Source organism: Paenibacillus sp. MBLB1832 (assembly GCF_032271945.1).
Taxonomy (GTDB): Bacteria; Bacillota; Bacilli; order Paenibacillales; family NBRC-103111; genus Paenibacillus_E; species Paenibacillus_E roseopurpureus.
The window spans coordinates 2,461,514-2,482,017 of record NZ_CP130319.1 but is presented as its reverse complement, the minus strand read 5'-3'; the positions used below and the strand labels follow the sequence as shown (position 1 = coordinate 2,482,017).

Annotated in this window: 18 protein-coding genes and 1 other annotated feature; of the genes, 7 read left to right on the top strand and 11 right to left on the bottom strand. The window is 46.4% G+C overall.

Translation table 11 applies throughout. The features are described 5' to 3' along the window. Window positions 1-14 precede the first annotated feature (14 nt). Entirely contained in the window at window positions 15-1,184 is a 1,170-nt protein-coding gene (locus MJB10_RS10810) for a M20 family metallopeptidase (protein ID WP_314804672.1), read from the bottom strand. 205 nt (window positions 1,185-1,389) lie between these two features. Between MJB10_RS10810 and MJB10_RS10805 the strand changes: the two genes are divergently transcribed. Continuing rightward, window positions 1,390-1,737, top strand: a complete 348-nt coding sequence (locus MJB10_RS10805; protein WP_314804671.1) for a YugN family protein — start codon at window positions 1,390-1,392, stop codon at window positions 1,735-1,737. Between the two features lie 13 nt (window positions 1,738-1,750). Next, on the top strand, window positions 1,751-2,929 hold the full coding sequence (gene ftsW / locus MJB10_RS10800; protein WP_314804669.1) for a putative lipid II flippase FtsW: 1,179 nt from the start codon (window positions 1,751-1,753) through the stop codon (window positions 2,927-2,929). Window positions 2,930-2,967: 38 nt separating this feature from the next. On the opposite strand, the gene MJB10_RS10795 is transcribed toward ftsW, so the two are convergent. Next, window positions 2,968-3,345, bottom strand: coding sequence for an Asp23/Gls24 family envelope stress response protein (locus MJB10_RS10795; protein ID WP_314804668.1), 378 nt, complete (start codon window positions 3,343-3,345; stop codon window positions 2,968-2,970). A 161-nt stretch (window positions 3,346-3,506) separates the two neighbouring features. Between MJB10_RS10795 and cax the strand changes: the two genes are divergently transcribed. Continuing rightward, complete coding sequence (gene cax, locus MJB10_RS10790) at window positions 3,507-4,553, top strand: calcium/proton exchanger (RefSeq protein ID WP_314804666.1); 1,047 nt, start codon at window positions 3,507-3,509, stop codon at window positions 4,551-4,553. A gap of 67 nt (window positions 4,554-4,620) precedes the next feature. Here the strand turns inward: cax and MJB10_RS10785 are convergent, their stop codons facing one another. From MJB10_RS10785 to MJB10_RS10770, 4 genes are all read right to left on the bottom strand, one after another. Continuing rightward, window positions 4,621-4,908, bottom strand: coding sequence for a YlaN family protein (locus MJB10_RS10785; protein ID WP_314804664.1), 288 nt, complete (start codon window positions 4,906-4,908; stop codon window positions 4,621-4,623). Between the two features lie 123 nt (window positions 4,909-5,031). Then, window positions 5,032-5,280 (bottom strand): HPr family phosphocarrier protein, encoded by a 249-nt coding sequence (locus MJB10_RS10780; protein WP_314804663.1) that lies wholly within the window; start codon window positions 5,278-5,280, stop codon window positions 5,032-5,034. Between the two features lie 110 nt (window positions 5,281-5,390). Then, window positions 5,391-6,077, bottom strand: a complete 687-nt coding sequence (locus MJB10_RS10775; RefSeq protein ID WP_314804661.1) for a TVP38/TMEM64 family protein — start codon at window positions 6,075-6,077, stop codon at window positions 5,391-5,393. Between the two features lie 200 nt (window positions 6,078-6,277). After that, window positions 6,278-8,263: a diguanylate cyclase domain-containing protein gene (locus MJB10_RS10770; protein WP_314804659.1), complete on the bottom strand. Its 1,986-nt coding sequence runs from the start codon at window positions 8,261-8,263 to the stop codon at window positions 6,278-6,280. A 352-nt stretch (window positions 8,264-8,615) separates the two neighbouring features. On the opposite strand from MJB10_RS10770, the gene rpsD reads away from it, so the two are divergent. Next, window positions 8,616-9,215, top strand: a complete 600-nt coding sequence (gene rpsD / locus MJB10_RS10765; protein ID WP_314804658.1) for a 30S ribosomal protein S4 — start codon at window positions 8,616-8,618, stop codon at window positions 9,213-9,215. Between the two features lie 54 nt (window positions 9,216-9,269). Here rpsD and tyrS read toward each other — a convergent pair whose 3' ends face one another. Continuing rightward, window positions 9,270-10,529, bottom strand: coding sequence for a tyrosine--tRNA ligase (gene tyrS / locus MJB10_RS10760; RefSeq protein WP_314804657.1), 1,260 nt, complete (start codon window positions 10,527-10,529; stop codon window positions 9,270-9,272). 50 nt (window positions 10,530-10,579) lie between these two features. Then, window positions 10,580-10,853, bottom strand: a binding site (T-box leader). Window positions 10,854-10,979: 126 nt separating this feature from the next. Here tyrS and MJB10_RS10755 point away from each other — a divergent pair. Then, window positions 10,980-14,141, top strand: a complete 3,162-nt coding sequence (locus tag MJB10_RS10755; protein WP_314804656.1) for a transglycosylase domain-containing protein — start codon at window positions 10,980-10,982, stop codon at window positions 14,139-14,141. A gap of 49 nt (window positions 14,142-14,190) precedes the next feature. Here the strand turns inward: MJB10_RS10755 and acsA are convergent, their stop codons facing one another. After that, on the bottom strand, window positions 14,191-15,915 hold the full coding sequence (acsA, locus tag MJB10_RS10750; RefSeq protein ID WP_314804654.1) for an acetate--CoA ligase: 1,725 nt from the start codon (window positions 15,913-15,915) through the stop codon (window positions 14,191-14,193). Between the two features lie 232 nt (window positions 15,916-16,147). Here acsA and MJB10_RS10745 point away from each other — a divergent pair, with 232 nt between their 5' ends. Together MJB10_RS10745 and MJB10_RS10740 are read left to right on the top strand one after the other, a co-directional pair. Then, window positions 16,148-16,786, top strand: coding sequence for a GNAT family N-acetyltransferase (locus MJB10_RS10745; protein ID WP_314804652.1), 639 nt, complete (start codon window positions 16,148-16,150; stop codon window positions 16,784-16,786). Between the two features lie 69 nt (window positions 16,787-16,855). Next, window positions 16,856-18,043 carry an acetoin utilization protein AcuC gene (locus tag MJB10_RS10740; RefSeq protein WP_314804650.1) on the top strand — a complete coding sequence of 396 codons (1,188 nt, stop codon included), beginning with the start codon at window positions 16,856-16,858 and terminating at the stop codon, window positions 18,041-18,043. Between the two features lie 61 nt (window positions 18,044-18,104). Here MJB10_RS10740 and MJB10_RS10735 read toward each other — a convergent pair whose 3' ends face one another. The 3 genes from MJB10_RS10735 to MJB10_RS10725 all read right to left on the bottom strand — a co-directional run bounded on the left by MJB10_RS10735 (window position 18,105) and on the right by MJB10_RS10725 (window position 20,493). Next, window positions 18,105-18,806, bottom strand: coding sequence for a 5'-methylthioadenosine/adenosylhomocysteine nucleosidase (locus MJB10_RS10735; RefSeq protein WP_314804648.1), 702 nt, complete (start codon window positions 18,804-18,806; stop codon window positions 18,105-18,107). Window positions 18,807-18,897: 91 nt separating this feature from the next. Continuing rightward, complete coding sequence (ccpA, locus tag MJB10_RS10730; RefSeq protein ID WP_314804646.1) at window positions 18,898-19,905, bottom strand: catabolite control protein A; 1,008 nt, start codon at window positions 19,903-19,905, stop codon at window positions 18,898-18,900. 180 nt (window positions 19,906-20,085) lie between these two features. Continuing rightward, a complete protein-coding gene (locus MJB10_RS10725) occupies window positions 20,086-20,493 on the bottom strand; it encodes a hypothetical protein (protein ID WP_314804645.1) in 408 nt (135 codons plus the stop codon). Window positions 20,494-20,504 lie beyond the last annotated feature (11 nt).

Below are 20,504 nucleotides of genomic sequence, written 5' to 3'. Positions count from 1 at the left end.
AGCGGGGACGTTATTCATGCCATATAATCCAAAGCCATGGCGAGCAGTAAATTGGCTGCCTGCAACATGGATCGTTCGTCGATGTCAAATCTCGGGTGGTGATGCGGATAAATGATTCCTGACTCCACGTTACCAGCACCAACAAATATAAAACACCCAGGTCGCTCTTGCAAATAATAGGCAAAGTCTTCTCCGGCCATAATAAGGGGAGATTCGTGCACATGCTCAGCACCAAACATGGCCGTGCTTACACGCGCGAAGCGTTCCGCTTCCTTGAGGTCATTAATCACGGTTGGGTAGCCTAGCTTATACTCGAACTCATACGTGGCCTGTGCTATCTCACATGTCCCTTTCACGATGCGTTCCATCCGCTCTCGAACGTCATCTCTCAACGCTGGATTGAAGGTGCGCACAGTGCCATTAAGCACGCTCGTTTCCGCGATCACATTAAAGCTAGTACCTCCGTGAAACGAACCAACACTCACGACACAGGGGTCAACAGGGTCGACTTGCCGGCTCACAATGGATTGCAAATTAACAACCAGTTGCGATGCGACATACACACTATCGATCGTCTGATGCGGTAGTCCGCCATGTCCGCCTTTTCCTTGAATGCGAATCGTAAATTCATCGGGAGCAGCCATGAAAGCTCCAGGGCGCGTGTACACATGTCCAACGGGGAAAGGTGTCCACAAGTGAACGCCGAATACAGCGTCTACCTCGTCTAAGCAGCCTGCTTTAATCATGGAATCCGCGCCGCCAGGTGATATTTCTTCCGCATGTTGGAACAGAAACACCAAGTTGCCTTTGAGCTCTGCGCGACGGACGCTAGCTACCTTCGCAATCCCCAACAGCGTCGAGGTATGTGCATCATGCCCGCAAGCATGCATAATTCCTTTCTTGGTTGACGTATATGAGCAACTCTTCTCATCTTGAATCGGCAATGCATCCATATCAGCGCGAAGGGCAACCGTAGGACCTGGTTCACCGCCGCGGAGCAAACCGACAACACCGTTTCCTCCAACGCTTGTCCGAACTTCAATCCCCCAACTCTCTAGGTGCTTAGCGACGAATGCCGCTGTGTCATATTCCTGATAAGATAGCTCTGGATTTTGATGTAAATAACGTCTCCACCCTACCATTTCTTCATATATGGCTTGGAGATCATCGTGCATATTGTTCATATGGAACCTCAACCTCCCGTTCTCACTCTCTTGCATTTCTGTACGAATCTTGTCTTGGCATCTATTCTATCAAATATAAGTTCGCGTTTCATCTCTAAAGTGCCATCAAATATTAGAATTTACACTGGGTAATCGACTTGCAGAACCTCTTGAAACATACTATCATGAGTAAAGAATGCATACGTACAATATGGAGGCGTTAAAATTGATTATTGAAGCAACTGGCCTAAAAGGTCTAAAAAGTGATTTGGCTCACCTGGATGAAGTCACAACTAAACTTGGTTTCGTACGTTGGCAGTGGGAATATACACGTGCAACTTACGATTTTAAAATGGAAGATAAAGCAAGCAAAGCTGTTTACTTCTTGCGTGTGAATGCCCGTGTAGAAACAGGCAAATTGGAGTCCCCTTATGCTGTGCTCTATCTAGAAGAAGCTTACATAGGTAAAGAAACGTTCCCTCACGGTTTGGATTACAACTCACCAATTCCTGAGAACGTATTGAAAATCACCAAACAAAAACTAGATCAACTGCAACAATTACTAAAAGACTAGGCGAGGGCTCAGCATGAATCCACCTCGCAGAGGAACACCGGATTTTCTGCTGCTCTTATTAACTTTCGTACTTGTCTGCTTCGGACTTGTCATGGTATTCAGTGCAAGCTCAATGACCAGCGCCTACCGGTGGGACGACCCCTGGTTCTTTACGAGAAAGCAGCTGTTCGCGGTTGCGATCGGGACCATCGGAATGTTGTTTTGCATGAATATTCATTACACCAAGCTGAAGAAATTCGTATTCCCAGCCTTCTTCTTCGTCATACTCGGATTAATTTCCGTTATTTTTACGAGTAAGGCAAACGGTGCGAGCAGTTGGTTCTCGTTGGGAAAGTACGGAATTCAACCTACCGAGTTCGCTAAATTAATTGTCATTCTCTATTTGGCGTCACTCATTAGCAAGAAGGAAGACAAATTTCGAAATTTCCGTAAGGGATTATTCCCTGCCATTGTGATCGTTGGCTTTGTGTGCGGATTGATTCTACTTCAGCCCGATTTCGGCTCTTGTATGATTCTGCTTTCCTGCTCAGCGATCGTCATTATGGTCGGCGGTTCCAATCTGAAGCATATCTTTTTTCTAGGCATGATCGGCGCCGTCGTTGTCGGCATTGCCGTGCTTATGTACCTTGCATTTGGCAATACGGATTCGAACTTCCGGCTCAATCGGATTACCTCGTTTATGGATCCATTCGCCGATCCGCAAGGAAGTGGCTTACAGGTCGTGCAATCTTTGTACGCCTTCGGCCATGGCGGTCTAACCGGCGCTGGATTCGGACAAGGCATTCAGAAGCTGCATTATTTACCAGAAGCGCATAACGATTTTATTTTTGCCATTATCGGTGAAGAGCTTGGATTTATCGGCAGCGTGGTATTCCTGCTCGTCTATCTCATTTTCATTTGGCGAGGGATCGTCATAGCTGTGCGATGTCCAGATCTATTCGGGATGCTAGCCGGTGTAGGTATTATGGTCATGTTTGCGATACAAGCCTTTATTAATATTGGCGGTGTGACGAACACGATTCCGCTTACAGGCGTAACGCTCCCCTTTATATCTGCGGGAGGATCCTCCATGATGGTTTCCCTCTTCAGTATGGGCATCATCCTCGGCATCTCCCGCGAGCAATCGCAACCTCTAGGGCAAGCGCGCAAAGAGGCACCAGCGAAAACCAAAAAAAGACCCGTTTCGACATGATTTTTTCACGTCGAACGGGTCTTTTCTTCTTGAGCGCCTTATTTTACACGAAGCTGCTCTTCTATTTCTTCTTCCGTAAAAGCGACACCTTCCACTTTCACATTCACTTCGACTACCGTTAAGCCTGTCATATTTTCAACAGCTTCCCGTACGTTCTCTTGGAGGTCTCTGCATACATCCTGAATACGGGAACCATATTTCACGATAACACGTAAGTCAATCGCAGCTTCAACTTGTCCAACTTCAACGGATACGCCGCGTTGTACATTCTTGCCGCTAAGACGCTTAGCCAAGCCTTCCGAAATGCCACCAGACATTCCTGCGATGCCTGCTGTTTCTAGCGCTGCAAGCCCTGCGATTGTCGATACTACGTCATCAGAAATACGAATTAAGCCAGTTTGATTGTCTTCGGACATACGGATCACTCCCTAAACTTGGTATAAATCTATTGTAATAAGAACAAAAGATGAAAGCAAGATCAGCGCAAGAGTCTCCATTTTAATTTACTTTAGGGCGTAAAGTCGGTATAGTAAAAGAAGTTAAAAAGTTCCAATACATACGATTCGGAGGGTTATCATTGAAAGGAAAATTGTTTTACATCGGGTTGATCGTGTCCTTTCTTACCGCTGGCACAGCACACTACGCGCACCTCAATACGACAACACAATTCGTTATAGCTTGTATCGCGATCGTTTTCGTGGCTGGCTTCCTGGGCAAAGCGACGGAAAGCGTTGCACATTACGCGGGCGAACGAATGGGAGGCTTCCTCAACGCCACCTTCGGGAACGCGGCGGAGCTCATCATCGCCTTCTTCTTAGTTCGAGATGGACTTTATGACGTGGTAAAAGCCAGTCTTACTGGTGCCATCATCGGGAATTTGCTGCTCGTTCTAGGACTCAGCATCTTCGCTGGCGGCTTAAAATTCAAAGAGCAGTCGTTCAATATTAAGCTCGCTTCTCACAACTCTTCCTTGATGATTCTCGGCGTTGTCGCCCTCTTCATACCCGCGATCTTCACAGGCGGCCTAACGACCAGTGAAAACTCCTCCATGAGTATGATCGTCGCGATTATCTTAATCGCAGCCTACCTGCTCTGGCTCCTGTTCTCGATGGTGACGCACAAGAATGTGCTCTCTGATGAAGCGATTGAACACGGTGAAGCTGCTTGGTCCAAAGGAGTGTCCATCCTATTCCTCATTCTAGCTACTGTGATGGTTGCTTTTACGAGTGAATGGCTGGTCGGAACACTGGAAGAAGTAACGCACAAATTCGGGTTGTCCGAGCTGTTCGTCGGTGCCTTCCTCATCGCGATTATTGGGAACGCAGCTGAACATAGTGCCGCTGTCATGATGGCGATGAAAAACAAAATGGGCGCAGCTGTTGAAATTGCGATCGGAAGTTCTTTGCAAATCGCGCTATTCGTTGCGCCAGTGCTCATTCTGCTCAGCTTTTTCGTCAGCAGCACACCTATGAATATTGTATTCACCAAATATGAAATTGCTGCGATTGGTGTCTCGGTGTTCATTACGAAGTCCATTACCCAAGATGGCTCTACGAACTGGTACGAAGGATTACTGCTGTTGTTCGTCTACATCATCCTTGGCGTTGTATTCTTCCTCGTATAGTAAGGCAGTCCCGTACTCGTGGACAGGGATCCATAGTAATTTAAACAAAAAAAGTAACCCCTATGGGTTACTTTTTGTTGTTTAACGCTTCATACAGTTGCGCAAGGTTACGTTCAAGCTTATGGAGAATTTGTTTACCAGGCGTCTCTGTAATAAGTCCCGCTCGAATGGCAAAATCAATCTCTCTCGATAGTCCATACATTTGCGTATCTAATACCTCTTCGTATAGCGGACATTGACGTGTCGTCAAGTTCTCCATCTGTACTTCGATCAGCTTCTCGATTTTATCTGCATCTTCTTGAAGAAGATTAAGCGCCTTTTGATTCATGTCTAACAGTAGATCAGATGAAGACATTCCCAACTTCCCCCTATACGCAAAGTCATCCGTCCTTATATGATCTATATTAAGCGAAATTGGAGTAATATACAAGAGAAGGTACCCTCAGAGATTCTGAGGATACCTTCTTTTCATTAAAAACTAGTCTTGAACGACGTTTACACCCAAATTGTGCTTCGCAAACACTTCAGCCATCGCTGCTTTCGCTTCTTCCGCATCTGGACCATGAACGTGCAAATCATAGTTGCTGGAGCTGATTAACGTTGTGAACAAGCCTAAAATACTTTTCACATCGATATACTTATTGTCATATTGAAGAACGATGGATGATCTGAATTTATTAGCTGTTTGGGAAATCTCAACAATTGCTGCATTATTAGCGCTTGGCATATCTCATTCCTCCATTATAGTCACAATTGGTCGTCTTGCTTTCTCTATGATAACTTGGAATCCCAACGGAAAGCAACTAGAAAATTTCCTGCATTCTCCAAGAAAGCCCTTTATTTCGCCTTGGTCGCAAGCGCTCTCTTGACGCTATTACCAAGTAGTAATAACAGAACTAGAATACCAAGCAGAACGAGCAGTCTTCCTTTATATTTCTGGAAATGGAACAGATCATGCGCAATCATGGATTCCAGGAATACGATGGGAAATTTCCCGAGAAGGGTTCCCCAGAGGAAATGCCGAAACCGCATGCGCGTTAGCCCTGCTGAGAAGTTGATTGCGGAAGAAGGCAGAATGGGAATGAGACGTCCAATCAGTACATAGAAGAAACCGTGTCTCTCCATCCGTTTGCTGAATTGGGTCACTAGTGGGAAGCCCTCGAGCTTCTTCTCTACCCAGTCATGTCCATAATATCGGGCAAAATAAAAGGAGGCTACTGCTCCTAAACAAGACATGACATAGTTCACTAGAAACCCCATTTTAATGCCGAAGATCGCGACATTCGTGCCGGCCACTACAACGAACGGGATAAAAGGAAAAAAGGTCTGAAAGAAAATCAATGCCATTCCAATAATTTTGCCTGGCCACCCAATCTCCCTTAAATGCACGGCCAACTGTCGCATGTTACTATGCGCTAACTTAATCCCCACAGGATTATAGAAGAAGAAATACAACAAGCCTATGACAACGATGCCTAATAGGATTAGAAATCCAGTGCGTTTACTTTTTAATATTGCCGACAAAATTCGACCATCCTCCCCTAGACCAAACCATTGTAACACTTAACAAGAAGTTCAGGAAAGAGAAAACTGGGGACATCTTTATCCAACTTCATTGACATATTTCTAAAGAATGTCTACCTTCTGTTTGCATCAGTTTTCTCAACATTATCACATTGTATGAAATGAAAGAAACGCTTGTCCGAGAACAAGCGCCTCCTTGCTTACCCGATTCGAATTTGATTGCGTCCATTATTTTTCGCTTGATATAGCGCCATATCAGCACGATAAAATAGCGATTCGACACTGATCTTATCCTCTTCCCAGTTCCAATCCGATACGCCGCACGACACAGTGACTTGTGGATGCGTTTCCTCAAACACTCTTTTTCGTATCCGTTCGGCTATCCGAATGGTTTGATCTTTTGAAACTTGAGGCAAGTAGATCGCGAGTTCCTCTCCACCCCATCTTGCCGCGATATCGCTGTCACGAATACAAGATTTAATTATCTGACTCACATGGATTAGAATCTGATCACCAATTTGATGACCGTACGAGTCATTCACGCGTTTGAAATAATCGATATCAACTACGATCAGGGATCCGCAGAAGTCTTTCTTTTGCATCAAATTCGCCTGTTCGTCTAAATAATGCCTCGCATACAATCCTGTCAAATTATCGGTAATGACCATTCTTCGTACCTCTGCGTGCAGAGAAGCATTGGTCATAGCCAGTCCGATATGGCTAGAAAGCACTTGCAACAGCTTGTAGTTATCATAAGAGAAAAAGTTCGGCAGCCGGTGAACGATGAGAATGACGCCTTCAACTTTGCCATTGACCAAGATAGGAGAACCAATCAATGATCTTGCATTCGTACGCTGCATGAAACTCGACTTCACCTTATTATTACTCCAATAATCTGAAATAATAATCGGCTCTTTCGAAGAGTAGATCAGCCCCGAGAATCCTTGATCCAAGGTGAACGTCTCGTGAAACATTGCCGGCAGATTCGTTGCTTGAACAATGAGCTGGTCACTATCTTTGGCGCACTGCAGAATACAGCTATAGTCCGCTTCAAATATGCTTAAAATCTCACTTGATGCTGAATTGAAAATCTCATTTAGACGCAAACTTTGATTAAGCTGCTTCGTTATTTCATTGATGAGCCGCAGCTCATTAATCATGAGATTTGATTGTTCGTACAATTTGGCATTTTCGAAAGCGGAACCTGCCGAATCGGCGAGTAATGAGATGAATTGCAAGTCGGAAGCATCGATCGGGTCATCGGTTGATTCCATATACAGAACACCGTAAACCCCTTGCTTGCCTGATAAAGGCGCCGCGATGTTGCCAGGCCTTGGACCGCTGCCCTCTGTGGTCGGCTCAAATATGACTTGGCCTTCCATGAAAGCCCGTGTCCGCAAGTCCGACTCCGAACGATCAAAGTTTAACGGCTTTACGGATACATTATTGGAGTCATTATCTTGTGAGAGTAAAATTTTGACGCGAATGTTCGGATAAACCAATCCTAAACAATCAATCACTTCGGTCAAAACAGAGTGAACATCGATCTGCGCATGCAATTTCTTCGAAGCTTCGAACAGGATCGTGTGCTTCTTGGTTTCCGCTTCCCTAGCATGATGCAGCGTTTCCAAATGTACGTATCGGTTGTTTTCCGCGACGAAGCGAAGGGAGCTTTGAATCGAAAGTGCAAGACGGTATAACGTTTGCACAGTCTCATCCAAATTAGCAAGGGATTGGGTGAATAGTCCCAAATAAAAATGAATCTGATTTTGCGCATCAAAGACTGGCGTAACGCCAATTAGGTAAGGCTCAAATGCTTGCTCAGGACATTCGTTACCTGGCATATACAGCGCTTGTCTCTTATTCTTGCAATGATGGAACGGGTTATCTCCACACTTCTCTCTAAGCCAAGAGAAGCCAGTTTGTAAGTAATCTTGAATCGACGATGCTCCATTCGAACAGGCATCCACAACACACATTTGCGTATCTACGCAGATCAATGCGCTTTGTGGCGGCAGCATCATGGGGCCAAATTGATCTTGCCAGTTCGCGAAGGATTCCTGCAAACTTGGGATCGTCAACAATCCCTCGAATGGCAAGTTGCCAGAAAGTAAAAAACCTTGATGAAGAAACACTTCATAGTGTTCATGGCGGCTATGCTCTTTTATGCTGCGAAGTTCTCTCATAGGCTCTCCTTCACTCACACACAATAGTCCTTAAGTACCAAAATCAGAATTAGCTTCTTCTATCATACTATTTTTCCTTGTCTATTGCACGATATTTTACGTTGTTGCTTGCAAGATGAGACTTGACACTAGCCATAGTTTTTAATAAAATTAGAAGTCGAGTAACACCATGATTTCGGTGAATGCCATTTGTGATCACCCTCACTGCTTTTGCTCCTGCCAAGACAGCGGCTGAACTACTCTTGACAGGGAATCACATGTTGATTCGTAAGCAAAATCGGGCACTTGTCTTCACCCTGACATCTAGATGCTATTTACTAAACTAATTGTCATGAGAAGGAGTTTTCCCTAAATGTCACGTTATACAGGACCTAAATTTAAACTAAGCCGCCGCGTCGGTATTTCCTTGAGCGGTAACGGTAAAGACTTGAAACGCCCATTCCCTCCAGGTCAACACGGCCCAGGACAACGTAAAAAAATGAGCGGTTACGGCGTACAATTGAATGAGAAGCAGAAGCTTCGTCACATGTACGGCTTGAACGAAAAACAATTCCGCAACTTGTTCGACAAAGCTTCCAAGCTTAAAGGTATCGCGGGTGAGAACTTCATGGTCTTGCTTGAGAGCCGCCTTGACAACTTGGTTTACCGCCTTGGTCTAGCTAACTCCCGTGCTGGTGCACGTCAATTGGTTTCCCACGGTCACGTAACAGTTAACGGTAAAAAAGTAGACATCGCTTCCTACATCGTTTCCACTGGCGACGTTATCGCACTTCGCGAAAGAAGCAAAGGTCTTTCTTCCGTTAAAGAAGCTCTTGCAAACCGTAACCACCTTCCAACTTACCTTGAGTTCAACGACGCAAGCGTAGAAGGTAAATACATCCGTTTGCCAGAACGTTCCGAACTTCCACAAGAAATTGACGAGAAACAAATCGTCGAGTTCTACAGCCGTTAATAAGAGCAACCCCCTTAGGGAATTCCCTAAGGGGGTTTTTATGTTGGTATGCGGCTATGCCAGCTTCACTAGGTAGTAATTCTTTTTCCCGCGGCGAATAATGAGGTACGACTCGCCTAATCGGCCAAGCTGCCCAGCCGTCACTTCAAGATCTGTGACTTTCACGCCGTTGACGGACACCGCACCGCTTTCCAAATCTTGTCTAGCTTGACGCTTGGATGGCGCTGCACCAACGGAGATTAACAGGTCAATCAACGGCACATCTGCTTGTTCAAGTGTCGTGGACGGCACATCTTTAAACGCTTCCTCAATTTCTGCGCGCGTTAGCTCTTGGAGATTCCCGCTGAATAGCGCTGAAGTAATGTTAAGCGCACTTTCTAATGCCTCTTCCCCATGCACCAATTGCGTTACCTCACGAGCCAGCAATTTCTGAGCTTCACGCTTCTCAGGCTGAGCTTGCACTTCACCTTCTAGACGCTCAATTTCTTCATGGCTGATGAAGGTGAAATATTTCAAGAAACGAATCACATCATTGTCAGCTGTGCCCAGCCAAAATTGGTAGAACTGATACGGGGATGTTTTGGTTGCATCCAACCAGATCGCGCCGCCTTCAGTTTTCCCAAACTTCTGCCCATCGCTCTTCGTTACAAGCGGCAACGTCACACCAAAGGCACGACGGTCCGTCGATTTGCCAATCAGCTCCAGCCCCGCTGTAATATTCCCCCACTGATCGCTGCCCCCGATTTGCAAGGAACAATTTTTCGTTTCGCTCAATTTCAAGAAATCGTAAGATTGCAGAATCATGTAGCTGAATTCAGTAAAGGAAATTCCTTTCGTAATCCGGGAATCTACAGAATCCTTCGCGAGCATGTAGTTCACAGTAAAGTTTTTACCCACATCACGTAGAAACTCGATGACATTCAAGGAACCAAGCCAATCGTAATTGTTGACCAATTCAGCACTGTTTTCAATGTTTCTTGAGAAGTCGAGAAAACGGGATAGTTGATTTTTAATGCTTTGCGACCACGCCTCAACGACCTCAGGGCCATTCAGCGTTCTTTCATTCGCTTTTCCGCTTGGATCGCCAATAAGTCCCGTCCCGCCGCCAACAAGCGCCAAAGGAATGTGACCAGCAAGCTGGAACCGTCTCAATGTTAAAATAGGCAGAAGTGAGCCGATGTGCAGGCTATCCGCCGTAGGGTCAAAGCCGCAGTACAGAACGACACGCTCTTCGCTCAACTTCTTGTCTAAGCCTTCTCTGTCTGTGATTTGATGAAGCAAGCCACGAAATTCAAGATCCTTCAAGATACTCATAATCATCCATCCTTTTTCTAAAATAAAAATACAAAAAAGCCTTCTTATCCACAAGGGACGAGAAGACTAGCTCGCGGTACCACCCTAATTAAAACAGCGCCTACGTATTTCTATACCAGAAGGGATCGACGTAATGTGCTGTTTTCACTCAACAACCGATAACGAGGTTTAATCGGCAAACACTACTGATACAGGCATGCCTGTACGTTCCCATTCGCTGCTCAAGACCGTAATTCACTAACTTGCAGGTACCGGTTCTCACCCACCACCGGCTCTCTGAAAGCAACCACAAGCTACCTACTGCTGATCCATCTTCGCATTTGTAAAAGTTATAACATAGGTTTCAACAGCTTGTCAAACGTCTGCCACACCTTTCTCTCGTCTGAATTACCGCAAAAGTTGCAAATATGGTATACTATGAGGGTTCATGTAAGGAGGATATTGGAACTTATGCGCAATTTTTTCGCGAAATGGAATCAACCTTGGGTTAGAACAACGTTAAAAGTTACTGGGATTACCTTAAAATGGGCTGTTATCTGCGCTTTTCTGGCTGGCCTGCTAGGTGGTTCTGCCGCTTTTGGATATGTAAGTGCACTTGTAAAGAAAGATCCAATCCGAAGCGAGGAAGCCATACGCCAACAGATGCAAGAAAACGCGATTACCGGGTTCGCTTATTTCAATGATGATTCGGTTATCGGTCAATTACGGACCGAGGAAGATCGACGGCTTGCCAAACTAGACGACATCCCTCAAATTTTGCTAGATGCGGTGCTTTCTATTGAAGACACTGACTTCTACAACCATCGCGGGATCGATTTCCGCGGACTTTACCGCGCTGTGACGCAGAAGCTTCTGAATGAAGACGTGCAAACGGGCGGCAGTACCATTACTCAACAGTTGGCTCGACGCGTCTTCCTAACATTAGATCGGGACGATGGTCGTAAAGCAAGGGAATTACTACTGGCACTGCGTATGGAACGCATCATGTCTAAGGATGAAATTTTGCTCGCCTATCTGAACAAGATCCCTTATGGGAACGGAGCGACGGGTTACAATCTGTACGGCATTAAAGCGGCAGCCAAAGGGATTTTCAACATTGATGACTTGGAAAAGCTAAACATTGCGCAAGCAGCTTATCTAGCTGGACTACCGCAATCCCCTTCACAGTACTCGGCGTTTACGAGCAAACCTTCCTTCGATGAGGAAGGCTACAAGAAAGCTGTTGCTCGTCAGCAGTTAGTTCTTAAACGGATGCTTGAAGAAAACAAAATTACGAACGATCAGTATCAAACAGCACTTAAATTTGATCTGAAAGCGGCTATGCCAGCAGCGGCTCAAAAAGCGTACACCACTTATCCGTATCTGATGATTGAAACGGAACAGGAAGCTGCCGAAATCCTATTGAAAATTCAGCGACCTGAGTTAGATCCGAAAACGAACGCAACCGCTTATAATGATGCATTGAAAAATATACATACGCAATTGTTACGCGGCGGCTACCAAATTTACACAACCATTGATAAAACGATCTATGACAGTATGCATGAAATTTCAAGCAACGAGAAGAATTTCGCCCCAACGGATGAGAAAAAAGGCGGCATTGAACAAGTTGGCGCCATCATGATTGATTCCAAAACAGGCGCGATCAAAGGAATGATTGAAGGTCGTGACTTCTTCGACGAACAATTGAATCACGCAACGCAAGCCTACAGACAGCCTGGATCTACAATGAAGCCTATCGCAGCTTACATTCCAGCTCTCGAGAAAGGCGCAATTCAGCCAGGAAGTACCGTAGATGATATCCCGATCATTTTGAAAGACGGCGTGAAAGGTTTCCATTTGCCTGAGAACTGGGATCATAAATTCCATGGATTAATGACCGCACGGAAAGCTTTGAATCAGTCCTACAACATTCCAGCTATCGATATTTTCCTGAATAAAGTCGGTATTGGCCCAGCATGGGACTTTGTGAAGAAGCTTGGCATCACGTCACTAACGAAAGCAGACAACGTCGCTCAGACTGGTGTAATCGGAGGGCTGGAACGAGGAACATCTGTGAAGGAAATGGCTGGCGCCTATGCGTCTATTCCGAATAAAGGCGTGTTCAATGAAACGTACTTAATTCGTGAAATTAAAGATTCGAACGGCAAGACCATTTATGCACATGAACAAAAGCCGCAGACGGTTTACTCGCCGCAAACAGCTTACCTCATTACTGATATGATGAAAACGGTCGTTAAAGAAGGTACTGCCACTGATCTGATGGCCAAATTCAAATCATATGGCAAAATTGAAATTTCGGGTAAAACGGGATCAACACAAGATGATGCAGATGCTTGGTTCATGGGCTTCACCCCTGATATTACAGTTGGCGTGTGGATCGGTTATGATCAGCCAATATATAAATTGTCTACGGCAACATTAGTAAGTCCTACATTCGGATCAACGAAACAAACGTATCACGCCAAAGATATTTGGGCGCTGATCATGAACAAAACAATCGAGAAAAAGCCTGAACTCTTCCCGAACAAAACGTTTGCGAAGCCAGATGGCATCGTATCAGCAACGGTCTCCAGCTTATCTGGTCTACTGCCGAGCGAATTAACTACAAGCTCCGATCATCTCGTAACGGATATTTTCAACAAGAAGTATTTGCCAACCGAAACCGATAACGTGATGGTCAAAATGAAAATTAGCTCGTTTAACGGATTGAACTACATGGCGCAAGAAAGCACACCAGCTGACTTCGTACAAGAGAAAGTCGTGATCAAACGTCAGAAATCGATTACGCAGTTGTTGAAAGAAATCGACGAAGCGATGCTAAAGCTGCCTGAGAAAAACAGAAAGCCCATCGAATTCTACAAACCAACCGATTATGACGACGATGCTCCTGCTGATCCAGATCCTCGGGTCGATGACGGCAAAGTGCCTCCTGCTCCAACCAATGTCGCCATGACCAAATCAGGTGATACAGCGACGATCACATTCCAACCGAATGCGGATGCCGATATTGTGGGCTATCGGATTTATCGCTCCGATAATAATGGCAAATTCATGCTTCTGGGAGGCAAAGTTGTGCTTGCTGGAGCTGAAGCCAAATTCGTGGATCAGCCTCAAGCGACTAACCTAATTACAGGGTATTATGTAACGGCTGTCGATGTCGCTGGCAAAGAATCAACGCCGAGTCGCTCCACTTACTCAGATGGAAGCTCGCTAGATTCACTCATCATCCCTGGGATCGATGGAAGCGGAAACTTGCTGCCAGGCGCATCAGCGCCGCCAACAGGCACGAATAATGGCGGAGGTACAAGTACAAGTACATCCAAACCAACGGCTAAGGATGCGCCAGCAGCCCCAACAGGCATTAAGGCGAAAGCTGATGGCGCAAGCCTCGTCTTGACCTGGAAAGCCAACGACGCGAAGGATAAGGTGAAGCAATATGTCGTTTACTTCAGCGACAAAGAAAAAGGCACCTATACGAAACTCGGAACTGTCGAAAACGGAACAGAGTATCACTACTACGCAGCGGCCTATAATGGGTACTACAAAATAACAGCAATTAATGACGCAGGCGAGTCCAAATATTCTGCTACAATCGCTTATAATCACTAATAGAAAAAGCTCCCTCTACACCATAACGGTGTAAATGGAGCTTTTTTACTTAGTCTTCGATTGTCGATAAATCGCCTGTCGGCAAGTTAAGCTCCCACGCTTTCAGAACGCGGCGCATAATCTTACCACTGCGTGTCTTCGGCAGCTTATCTTTAAATTCGATCTCGCGCGGTGCAGCGTGCGCGGAAAGACCTTCTTTCACAAACTTGGAAATCTCCGCTTTCAGCTCATCCGAAGGTACGAAGCCTTCACGCAACGCGATAAACGCTTTAATGATTTCTCCACGCATCGGATCCGGCTTACCAATTACGCCTGCTTCCGCTACAGCTGGATGCTCAACAAGCTTGCTCTCGACCTCAAAAGGACCTACGCGCTCACCTGCTGTGTTAATCACGTCATCCACACGGCCTTGGAACCAGAAATAACCATCTTCGTCCTGGTAAGCGGAATCTCCAGATACATACCAGCCTGACAAACGGAAATACTCTTCGTATTTCGCAGGATTATTCCAAATTTTGCGCATCATGGACGGCCAAGGTGTTTTGATGGCCAAATTCCCCATACGATTCGGAGGCAACACGTTGCCCGCATCGTCAATAATGGCTGCTTCAACACCTGGAATCGGACGACCCATGGAACCTGGTTTAATAGCCATCGCAGGATAGTTACAAATCAACTGTCCACCCGTTTCCGTCATCCACCAAGTATCATGGATGCGTTGGTTGTACACTTTCATCCCCCAACGAACAACTTCTGGGTTAAGCGGCTCACCTACGCTCAATACGTGACGAAGTGCAGACAAATCGTAACCTGCAGATACATCGTCGCCAGCTCCCATCAGCATACGGAACGCTGTCGGTGCACTGTACCATACTGTTACTTTATATTTCTGAAGCGTGTTGTACCAATCTTGCGGGGAGAAACGTCCGCCGCGGATGACATTCGTCGCCCCGTTCAACCAAGGCGCGAAAATCCCGTAAGAAGTTCCTGTTACCCAACCTGGATCGGCTGTACACCAGTAAATGTCGTCTTCTTTCAAGTCAAGCACGATTTGTCCCGTGTAGTAGTGCTGAAGCATTGCATTTTGTACATGGAAAACGCCTTTTGGTTTCCCTGTTGATCCAGAGGTATAATGTATAATTAAGCCATCCTCACGGTCTAACCATTCGATTTCTAACTCCGTTGATGCGGATGCCATTTCTTTATAGTAATCTACTTGACCTTCGCCAAGCTCGATATTCTCGCCTACGAGGATGACATGTTTCAAATGCGGCAATTCACTATAAGGCACGCGTGAAAGCTGACTAGGCGTCGTAATGATCGCAACAGCTTCACTATCAGCCAAACGGTCTTTGACCGCTGTTTCCATGAATGCTTCAAATAACGGCCCTACAACAGCGCCGACTTTGAGCGTACCCAGCAATGAGTAATACAACTCTGGCGTGCGAGGCATGAAAATGAATACACGCTCTCCTTTGCCTACACCAAGACGGCGAAGCACGTTACCAAATTGGTTGGAACGCTCTTTCATTTGACCGAAAGTAATCGCTTCCTCACGTGTGCTATCGCTGTAATAAAGCGCGATCTTGTCCTTCTTAACACCTTCTGCATGGCGGTCAATTGCTTCATAAGCCATATTCACTTTGCCTGTTTTGTACCAGGAAAAGCTTTTCTCGATCTCTGTCCAATCAAATGTCGCATGTGTTTGTTCGTAGTTGTCCATGTTAGGATTAAGGGATACTGAGTTAATGATTTCATCTTTCATCGGATCCATAAACGTAAAACCCTCCTCACGAGATAAACCGCTTTCATTTCGCCTTCATTTTACTGATGTATTCGAGCAAAATGTGATCGATTTTTGACCTATTCTAGTATAGCATAATCAGAAAATTTCGCCTACGTTTAAGTTTCACTATGATTTGAGTCAAAATTTTGGTATATAGTTACTATGACATCAAGTAGAGGATACGCTTATTATGTTGTTTTTTAAAAGGAGAGCTAAGGTTATGCAGCATATCAAAATTTATCACTCACAGCTCCTAAGTCCTGCAAATGACCAGCCGAACATCATCATCGAAGGTCCTGTCCCAGCTGAACAGCTCCGGGAACTCACGATGCACAGTAAACTTGACGCGTTCCGACGCCCTAAAGAGCAGTTGGAAGCACTGATTGAAATTTCAGAATTGCCTGAGGGGCGCATTATTCTCGCTCGAGACGGCGATACGATCGTCGGGTATGTCACCTTTCATTATCCCGACGAAATTGAGCGCTGGTCTCAAGGAAATATGAAGGATTTAATAGAGCTCGGGGCGATTGAAGTCGCAGATGATTACAGATCTATGGGTCTAGGCAAAAAAATGATTGGCCTCGCTTTTGAAAGCGAGCAAATGGAAAATGTCATCTGTTTCACAACGGAATATTACTGGCATTGGGATCTGGAAAACAGCAAATTAACTGTTTGGGAATATCGTCAGATGATGGAAAAGTTGATGAAAAGCGTGGATATGGTCTGGTTCGCCACAGATGATCCCGAGATTTGCTCGCATCCTGCGAACTGTCTGATGGTGAGAATCGGCAAACAGGTTCCCATCTCTTCGATCGAGCAGTTTGATCGTGTCCGTTTCCAGCAGCGATTCATGTATTAAGATCATGGGGAGTAAGCCTTACCTGCTTCAAATTTGAAAAATGGTTAGCCAATTCGGGGGAATTTGGAAATGAATACGAAGTCAATGTATCCTGTGTTTATTTATGACGATCAAGAAATTCAATATAAATTCAATGATACCCATCCCTTCAACCAAGATCGACTTATCATGACGGTAGACCTGCTGCGCAAGTCAGGCGCGCTTGCTGACAGCGCCATGATGACCTCTCGCTCCGCGACCGACGAAGAGCTGCTCCGCGTCCACTCCGCGGCCTATATTGAAGCGGTTAAGGCACTAAGCGCCTTGGCGCCTGAGGAACGTTGGGTGCGCGAAGCCGCCCGCTTCGGCCTGGACACGGACGACACCCCCTTCTTTCCGGGGATGCACGACATCACAGCCAAGGTAGCTGGAGGCTCCATCACAGCGACGGAGCTCGTCATGTCCGGCAAGGCGCCGCACGCCCTCCACTTAGGGGGAGGCCTGCATCACGCCCTGCAGAGCAAAGGCGCAGGCTTCTGCGTCTACAACGACGCCTCCGCCGCCATCGCGTATGCCAAAGCCGCATACGGCGCGAAGGTGCTGTACATCGACACGGATGTCCATCATGGCGATGGTGTGCAGTGGAGCTTCTATGCCGATCCGCGGGTTGGCACGTTCTCCATTCACGAGACGGGGAAATATTTATTCCCCGGCACAGGCGCCGTGAACGAACGCGGCGAAGGCGATGCGTTCGGAACTAGCGTGAACCTTCCGGTGGAGCCCTACACCGAAGACGACTCCTGGCTGGAATGCTTCGGCGAGGTGCTCACCGAGCTGATTGCCCGCTTCCAGCCAGACGTCATTATCTCGCAGCATGGGTGCGATGCCCATGCCTTCGACCCACTCGCGCATGTGCACTGCTCTATGCGCGTGTACAAGGCCATGCCCGAGCTCATCCACAGCCTTGCGCACCAATGGTGCGAAGGGCGGTGGGTCGCGCTCGGAGGCGGCGGTTACGACATCTGGCGTGTCGTACCACGGGCTTGGAGCCTGCTCTGGCTCGTGATGAGCGAGCAGGCGATCTTGGGTCAGCTGGCGGCGGAGCCCCAGCTGAGGCTGCCCCAGGCGTGGCTGGACGCCTGGCAGAGCAAGAGCCCCGTCCCGCTCGTGGAGACGTGGATGGACCCGGTCGAGGCTTGGGCGCCGATTCCAAGGCGCGACGTCATTACCGAGAAGAATCGCCATACCAAAGAGTTGGCGATGCTGTATTTGAAATGAGAAAAAGCTCAGCGAGGTTCACCGATTCGTCGGACGAACAACGCTGAGCTTTATTGTTGGATTACAGCTGTTTAATCATTTCTTCAACCATCTTGTAGGAATTCTCCGATGCGATAACAGTAAACTCCGCGAAATTCACATGCGCAGAGCCATCCGCTTTATCAGACATCGAACGTAGGACTACGTATGGAATTCCATTCATACCGCAAACCTGCGCGACTGAGGCTCCTTCCATCTCCACACAAACCCCGCTAAGTTCTTGGTGAAGGCCTGCTACCACCTCTCGGCTAGCGATGAATTGATCGCCAGACAAAACTCTCCCTTGTTTCACTTTCCCTGGGAACAATTTCTCACCTGCAACAGCAGCCAGCTCAACTAACGTGCGATCCGCTTCGAAAACAGAGTTCTCCTCGTAAGGAATAACACCTTTTGCATAGCCCAGTGCTGTCACATCCATATCGTGCTGAACGCATTCCGTGGAAATAACGAGATCACCGATGTTCAATTCAGGCGCCAGCGCCCCAGCCACACCTGTAAAGATAACCGCTTCAACCTTGAATTGATCTATGAGTATTTGTGTCGTAACCGCGGCATTTACTTTACCTACACCTGTCCGGCATACAACAACGTCCTTACCAAAATAAGTTCCCTCACGGAACGTAATACCTGCTTTCACGGTTTCACGTACATCGGTCATGTGGGCGACAAGCAGCTCAATTTCTTCATTCATTGCCCCAATCAGAGCAATTTTGTTCCACGACATAAGTCTAATCCTCGCTTTCATTTCTACATGAGAAAACCTCTACCGCCTCTTCCACTTCGGGAAGCATACGATTAGAGGTTTATTTTTTTGCTTACGCTTGAGCTTTAACAGAATGACGGTTAATGATTTCGTGCGGTAAAATCACTTGCATATTATCCGTTGATTCTTTGTTCATCAACTTCGTCAGCAAACGCATCGAAACAGCACCGATATCATACATCGGTTGAGCCACTGTCGTTAATGTAGGTCTAACCATAGACGCCATGCGGATGTTATCTACACTAATGACGGCAACATCTTCAGGAACGCGCAGTCCATTATCTTGGATCGTATGAATAGCACCAATCGCCATTTCATCCGTCGCCGAGAAAATGGCTGTCGGTCTTGGTGAAAGCCCTAGGAAGTAATTCACCGCGTCCACACTGGACTCATAACGGTAATTTCCGATGCGCACGTATTCATCACGTACTGGAATACCCGCCGTTTCAAGCGCACGCTTGTAGCCTTGATATCTCGCAAAGCCATTCGCTGGATCTTGCAGCGTACCAGAAATCATCGCAATGTCACGATGTCCTGCTTCAATCAACACGTTGACCGCATCAAAAGCAGCTTTCTCATGATCGATATCCACCGACGGCATCGCTTGGTTCTCATCTTTCGTACCGCAAAGGACAACTGGAACCGATGACGTACGGAAAGCTTGAATGTGATCCTCCGTCACGACGCCCCCCATGAACAGCAAGCCGTCCACTTGCTTCTCAAGAAGCGTATTAATAACACGAATTTCTTTTTCTTTCTTCTTATCGGCATTACACAGGATAATATTGTAGTGATACATATTCGCAATGTCTTCAATCCCACGAGCAACTTCAGCAAAAATGGAGTTCGAAATATCGGGAATAACTACGCCGACAGTCGTCGTTTTTTTACTAGCCAAGCCCCTTGCAACTGCATTCGGGCGGTAGCCTAGTCTTTCGATCGCTTCAAAAACTTTCTTACGCGTTTGCGGCTTCACGTTCGGGTTGTTATTAACGACCCGAGAAACGGTTGCCATGGATACGCCTGCTTCTCTTGCTACATCATAAATGGTTACGGTCACGGCTGCTCTCTCCATTTTCACAAGTATTCTGCGAACCTAGTATATTATCGTTATGATACGACAAATTAATCCATCTTGCAATGCAAAATGAAAATGCTTTGAAAATTATTTTCATTTTGTTTTCAAAACTTCACAAAAACAATAAAGGCCAATCCTGAGATGCGGATTGGCGCATATAAGTTAGGTCGAAATTGCACTTTGTGTGATTTGGGATAATCGCTTACGAATTTCATCTGCCCAAGGTTCATCTCCCAGCGATTGCGCTAGCAATAAGATGTCCAATAGCTCATTAATTCGCTCCTCTACAATTTTCTCCATCGAATCATTCATACGTTCTTTCTCTGTTACTTTCAGCAGCAAGAAGGCCACTTCGGACACTTCATGGAAGAAGAACTGCTGCTTCTCCGGCTTGCTCCCAAGTCTACCGATTAGCCCTGTCAGCTCCGGCTTAACATGCGGCACAACTTCACTGTGTCCACAAACTTCACAGGAGTAGATTGGAACATTCTCGATATCCACTTTACTCTGATAAATAACCGTACGCAGACGAAGGTTCATCGTGCGTCCGCACTTACAATACTTTTGCATTCTAACACTCC

What these genes read in the sequence shown, in the direction of transcription:
- MJB10_RS10810 (WP_314804672.1), bottom strand. Translation starts at nt 1,184, where the DNA reads ATGAACAATATGCACGATGATCTCCAAGCCATATATGAAGAAATGGTA.
- ftsW (WP_314804669.1), top strand. Translation starts at nt 1,751, where the DNA reads ATGAATCCACCTCGCAGAGGAACACCGGATTTTCTGCTGCTCTTATTA.
- MJB10_RS10795 (WP_314804668.1), bottom strand. Translation starts at nt 3,345, where the DNA reads ATGTCCGAAGACAATCAAACTGGCTTAATTCGTATTTCTGATGACGTA.
- MJB10_RS10785 (WP_314804664.1), bottom strand. Translation starts at nt 4,908, where the DNA reads ATGTCTTCATCTGATCTACTGTTAGACATGAATCAAAAGGCGCTTAAT.
- MJB10_RS10780 (WP_314804663.1), bottom strand. Translation starts at nt 5,280, where the DNA reads ATGCCAAGCGCTAATAATGCAGCAATTGTTGAGATTTCCCAAACAGCT.
- MJB10_RS10770 (WP_314804659.1), bottom strand. Translation starts at nt 8,263, where the DNA reads ATGAGAGAACTTCGCAGCATAAAAGAGCATAGCCGCCATGAACACTAT.
- rpsD (WP_314804658.1), top strand. Translation starts at nt 8,616, where the DNA reads ATGTCACGTTATACAGGACCTAAATTTAAACTAAGCCGCCGCGTCGGT.
- tyrS (WP_314804657.1), bottom strand. Translation starts at nt 10,529, where the DNA reads ATGAGTATCTTGAAGGATCTTGAATTTCGTGGCTTGCTTCATCAAATC.
- MJB10_RS10755 (WP_314804656.1), top strand. Translation starts at nt 10,980, where the DNA reads ATGCGCAATTTTTTCGCGAAATGGAATCAACCTTGGGTTAGAACAACG.
- acsA (WP_314804654.1), bottom strand. Translation starts at nt 15,915, where the DNA reads ATGGATCCGATGAAAGATGAAATCATTAACTCAGTATCCCTTAATCCT.
- MJB10_RS10745 (WP_314804652.1), top strand. Translation starts at nt 16,148, where the DNA reads ATGCAGCATATCAAAATTTATCACTCACAGCTCCTAAGTCCTGCAAAT.
- MJB10_RS10740 (WP_314804650.1), top strand. Translation starts at nt 16,856, where the DNA reads ATGAATACGAAGTCAATGTATCCTGTGTTTATTTATGACGATCAAGAA.
- MJB10_RS10735 (WP_314804648.1), bottom strand. Translation starts at nt 18,806, where the DNA reads ATGTCGTGGAACAAAATTGCTCTGATTGGGGCAATGAATGAAGAAATT.
- MJB10_RS10725 (WP_314804645.1), bottom strand. Translation starts at nt 20,493, where the DNA reads ATGCAAAAGTATTGTAAGTGCGGACGCACGATGAACCTTCGTCTGCGT.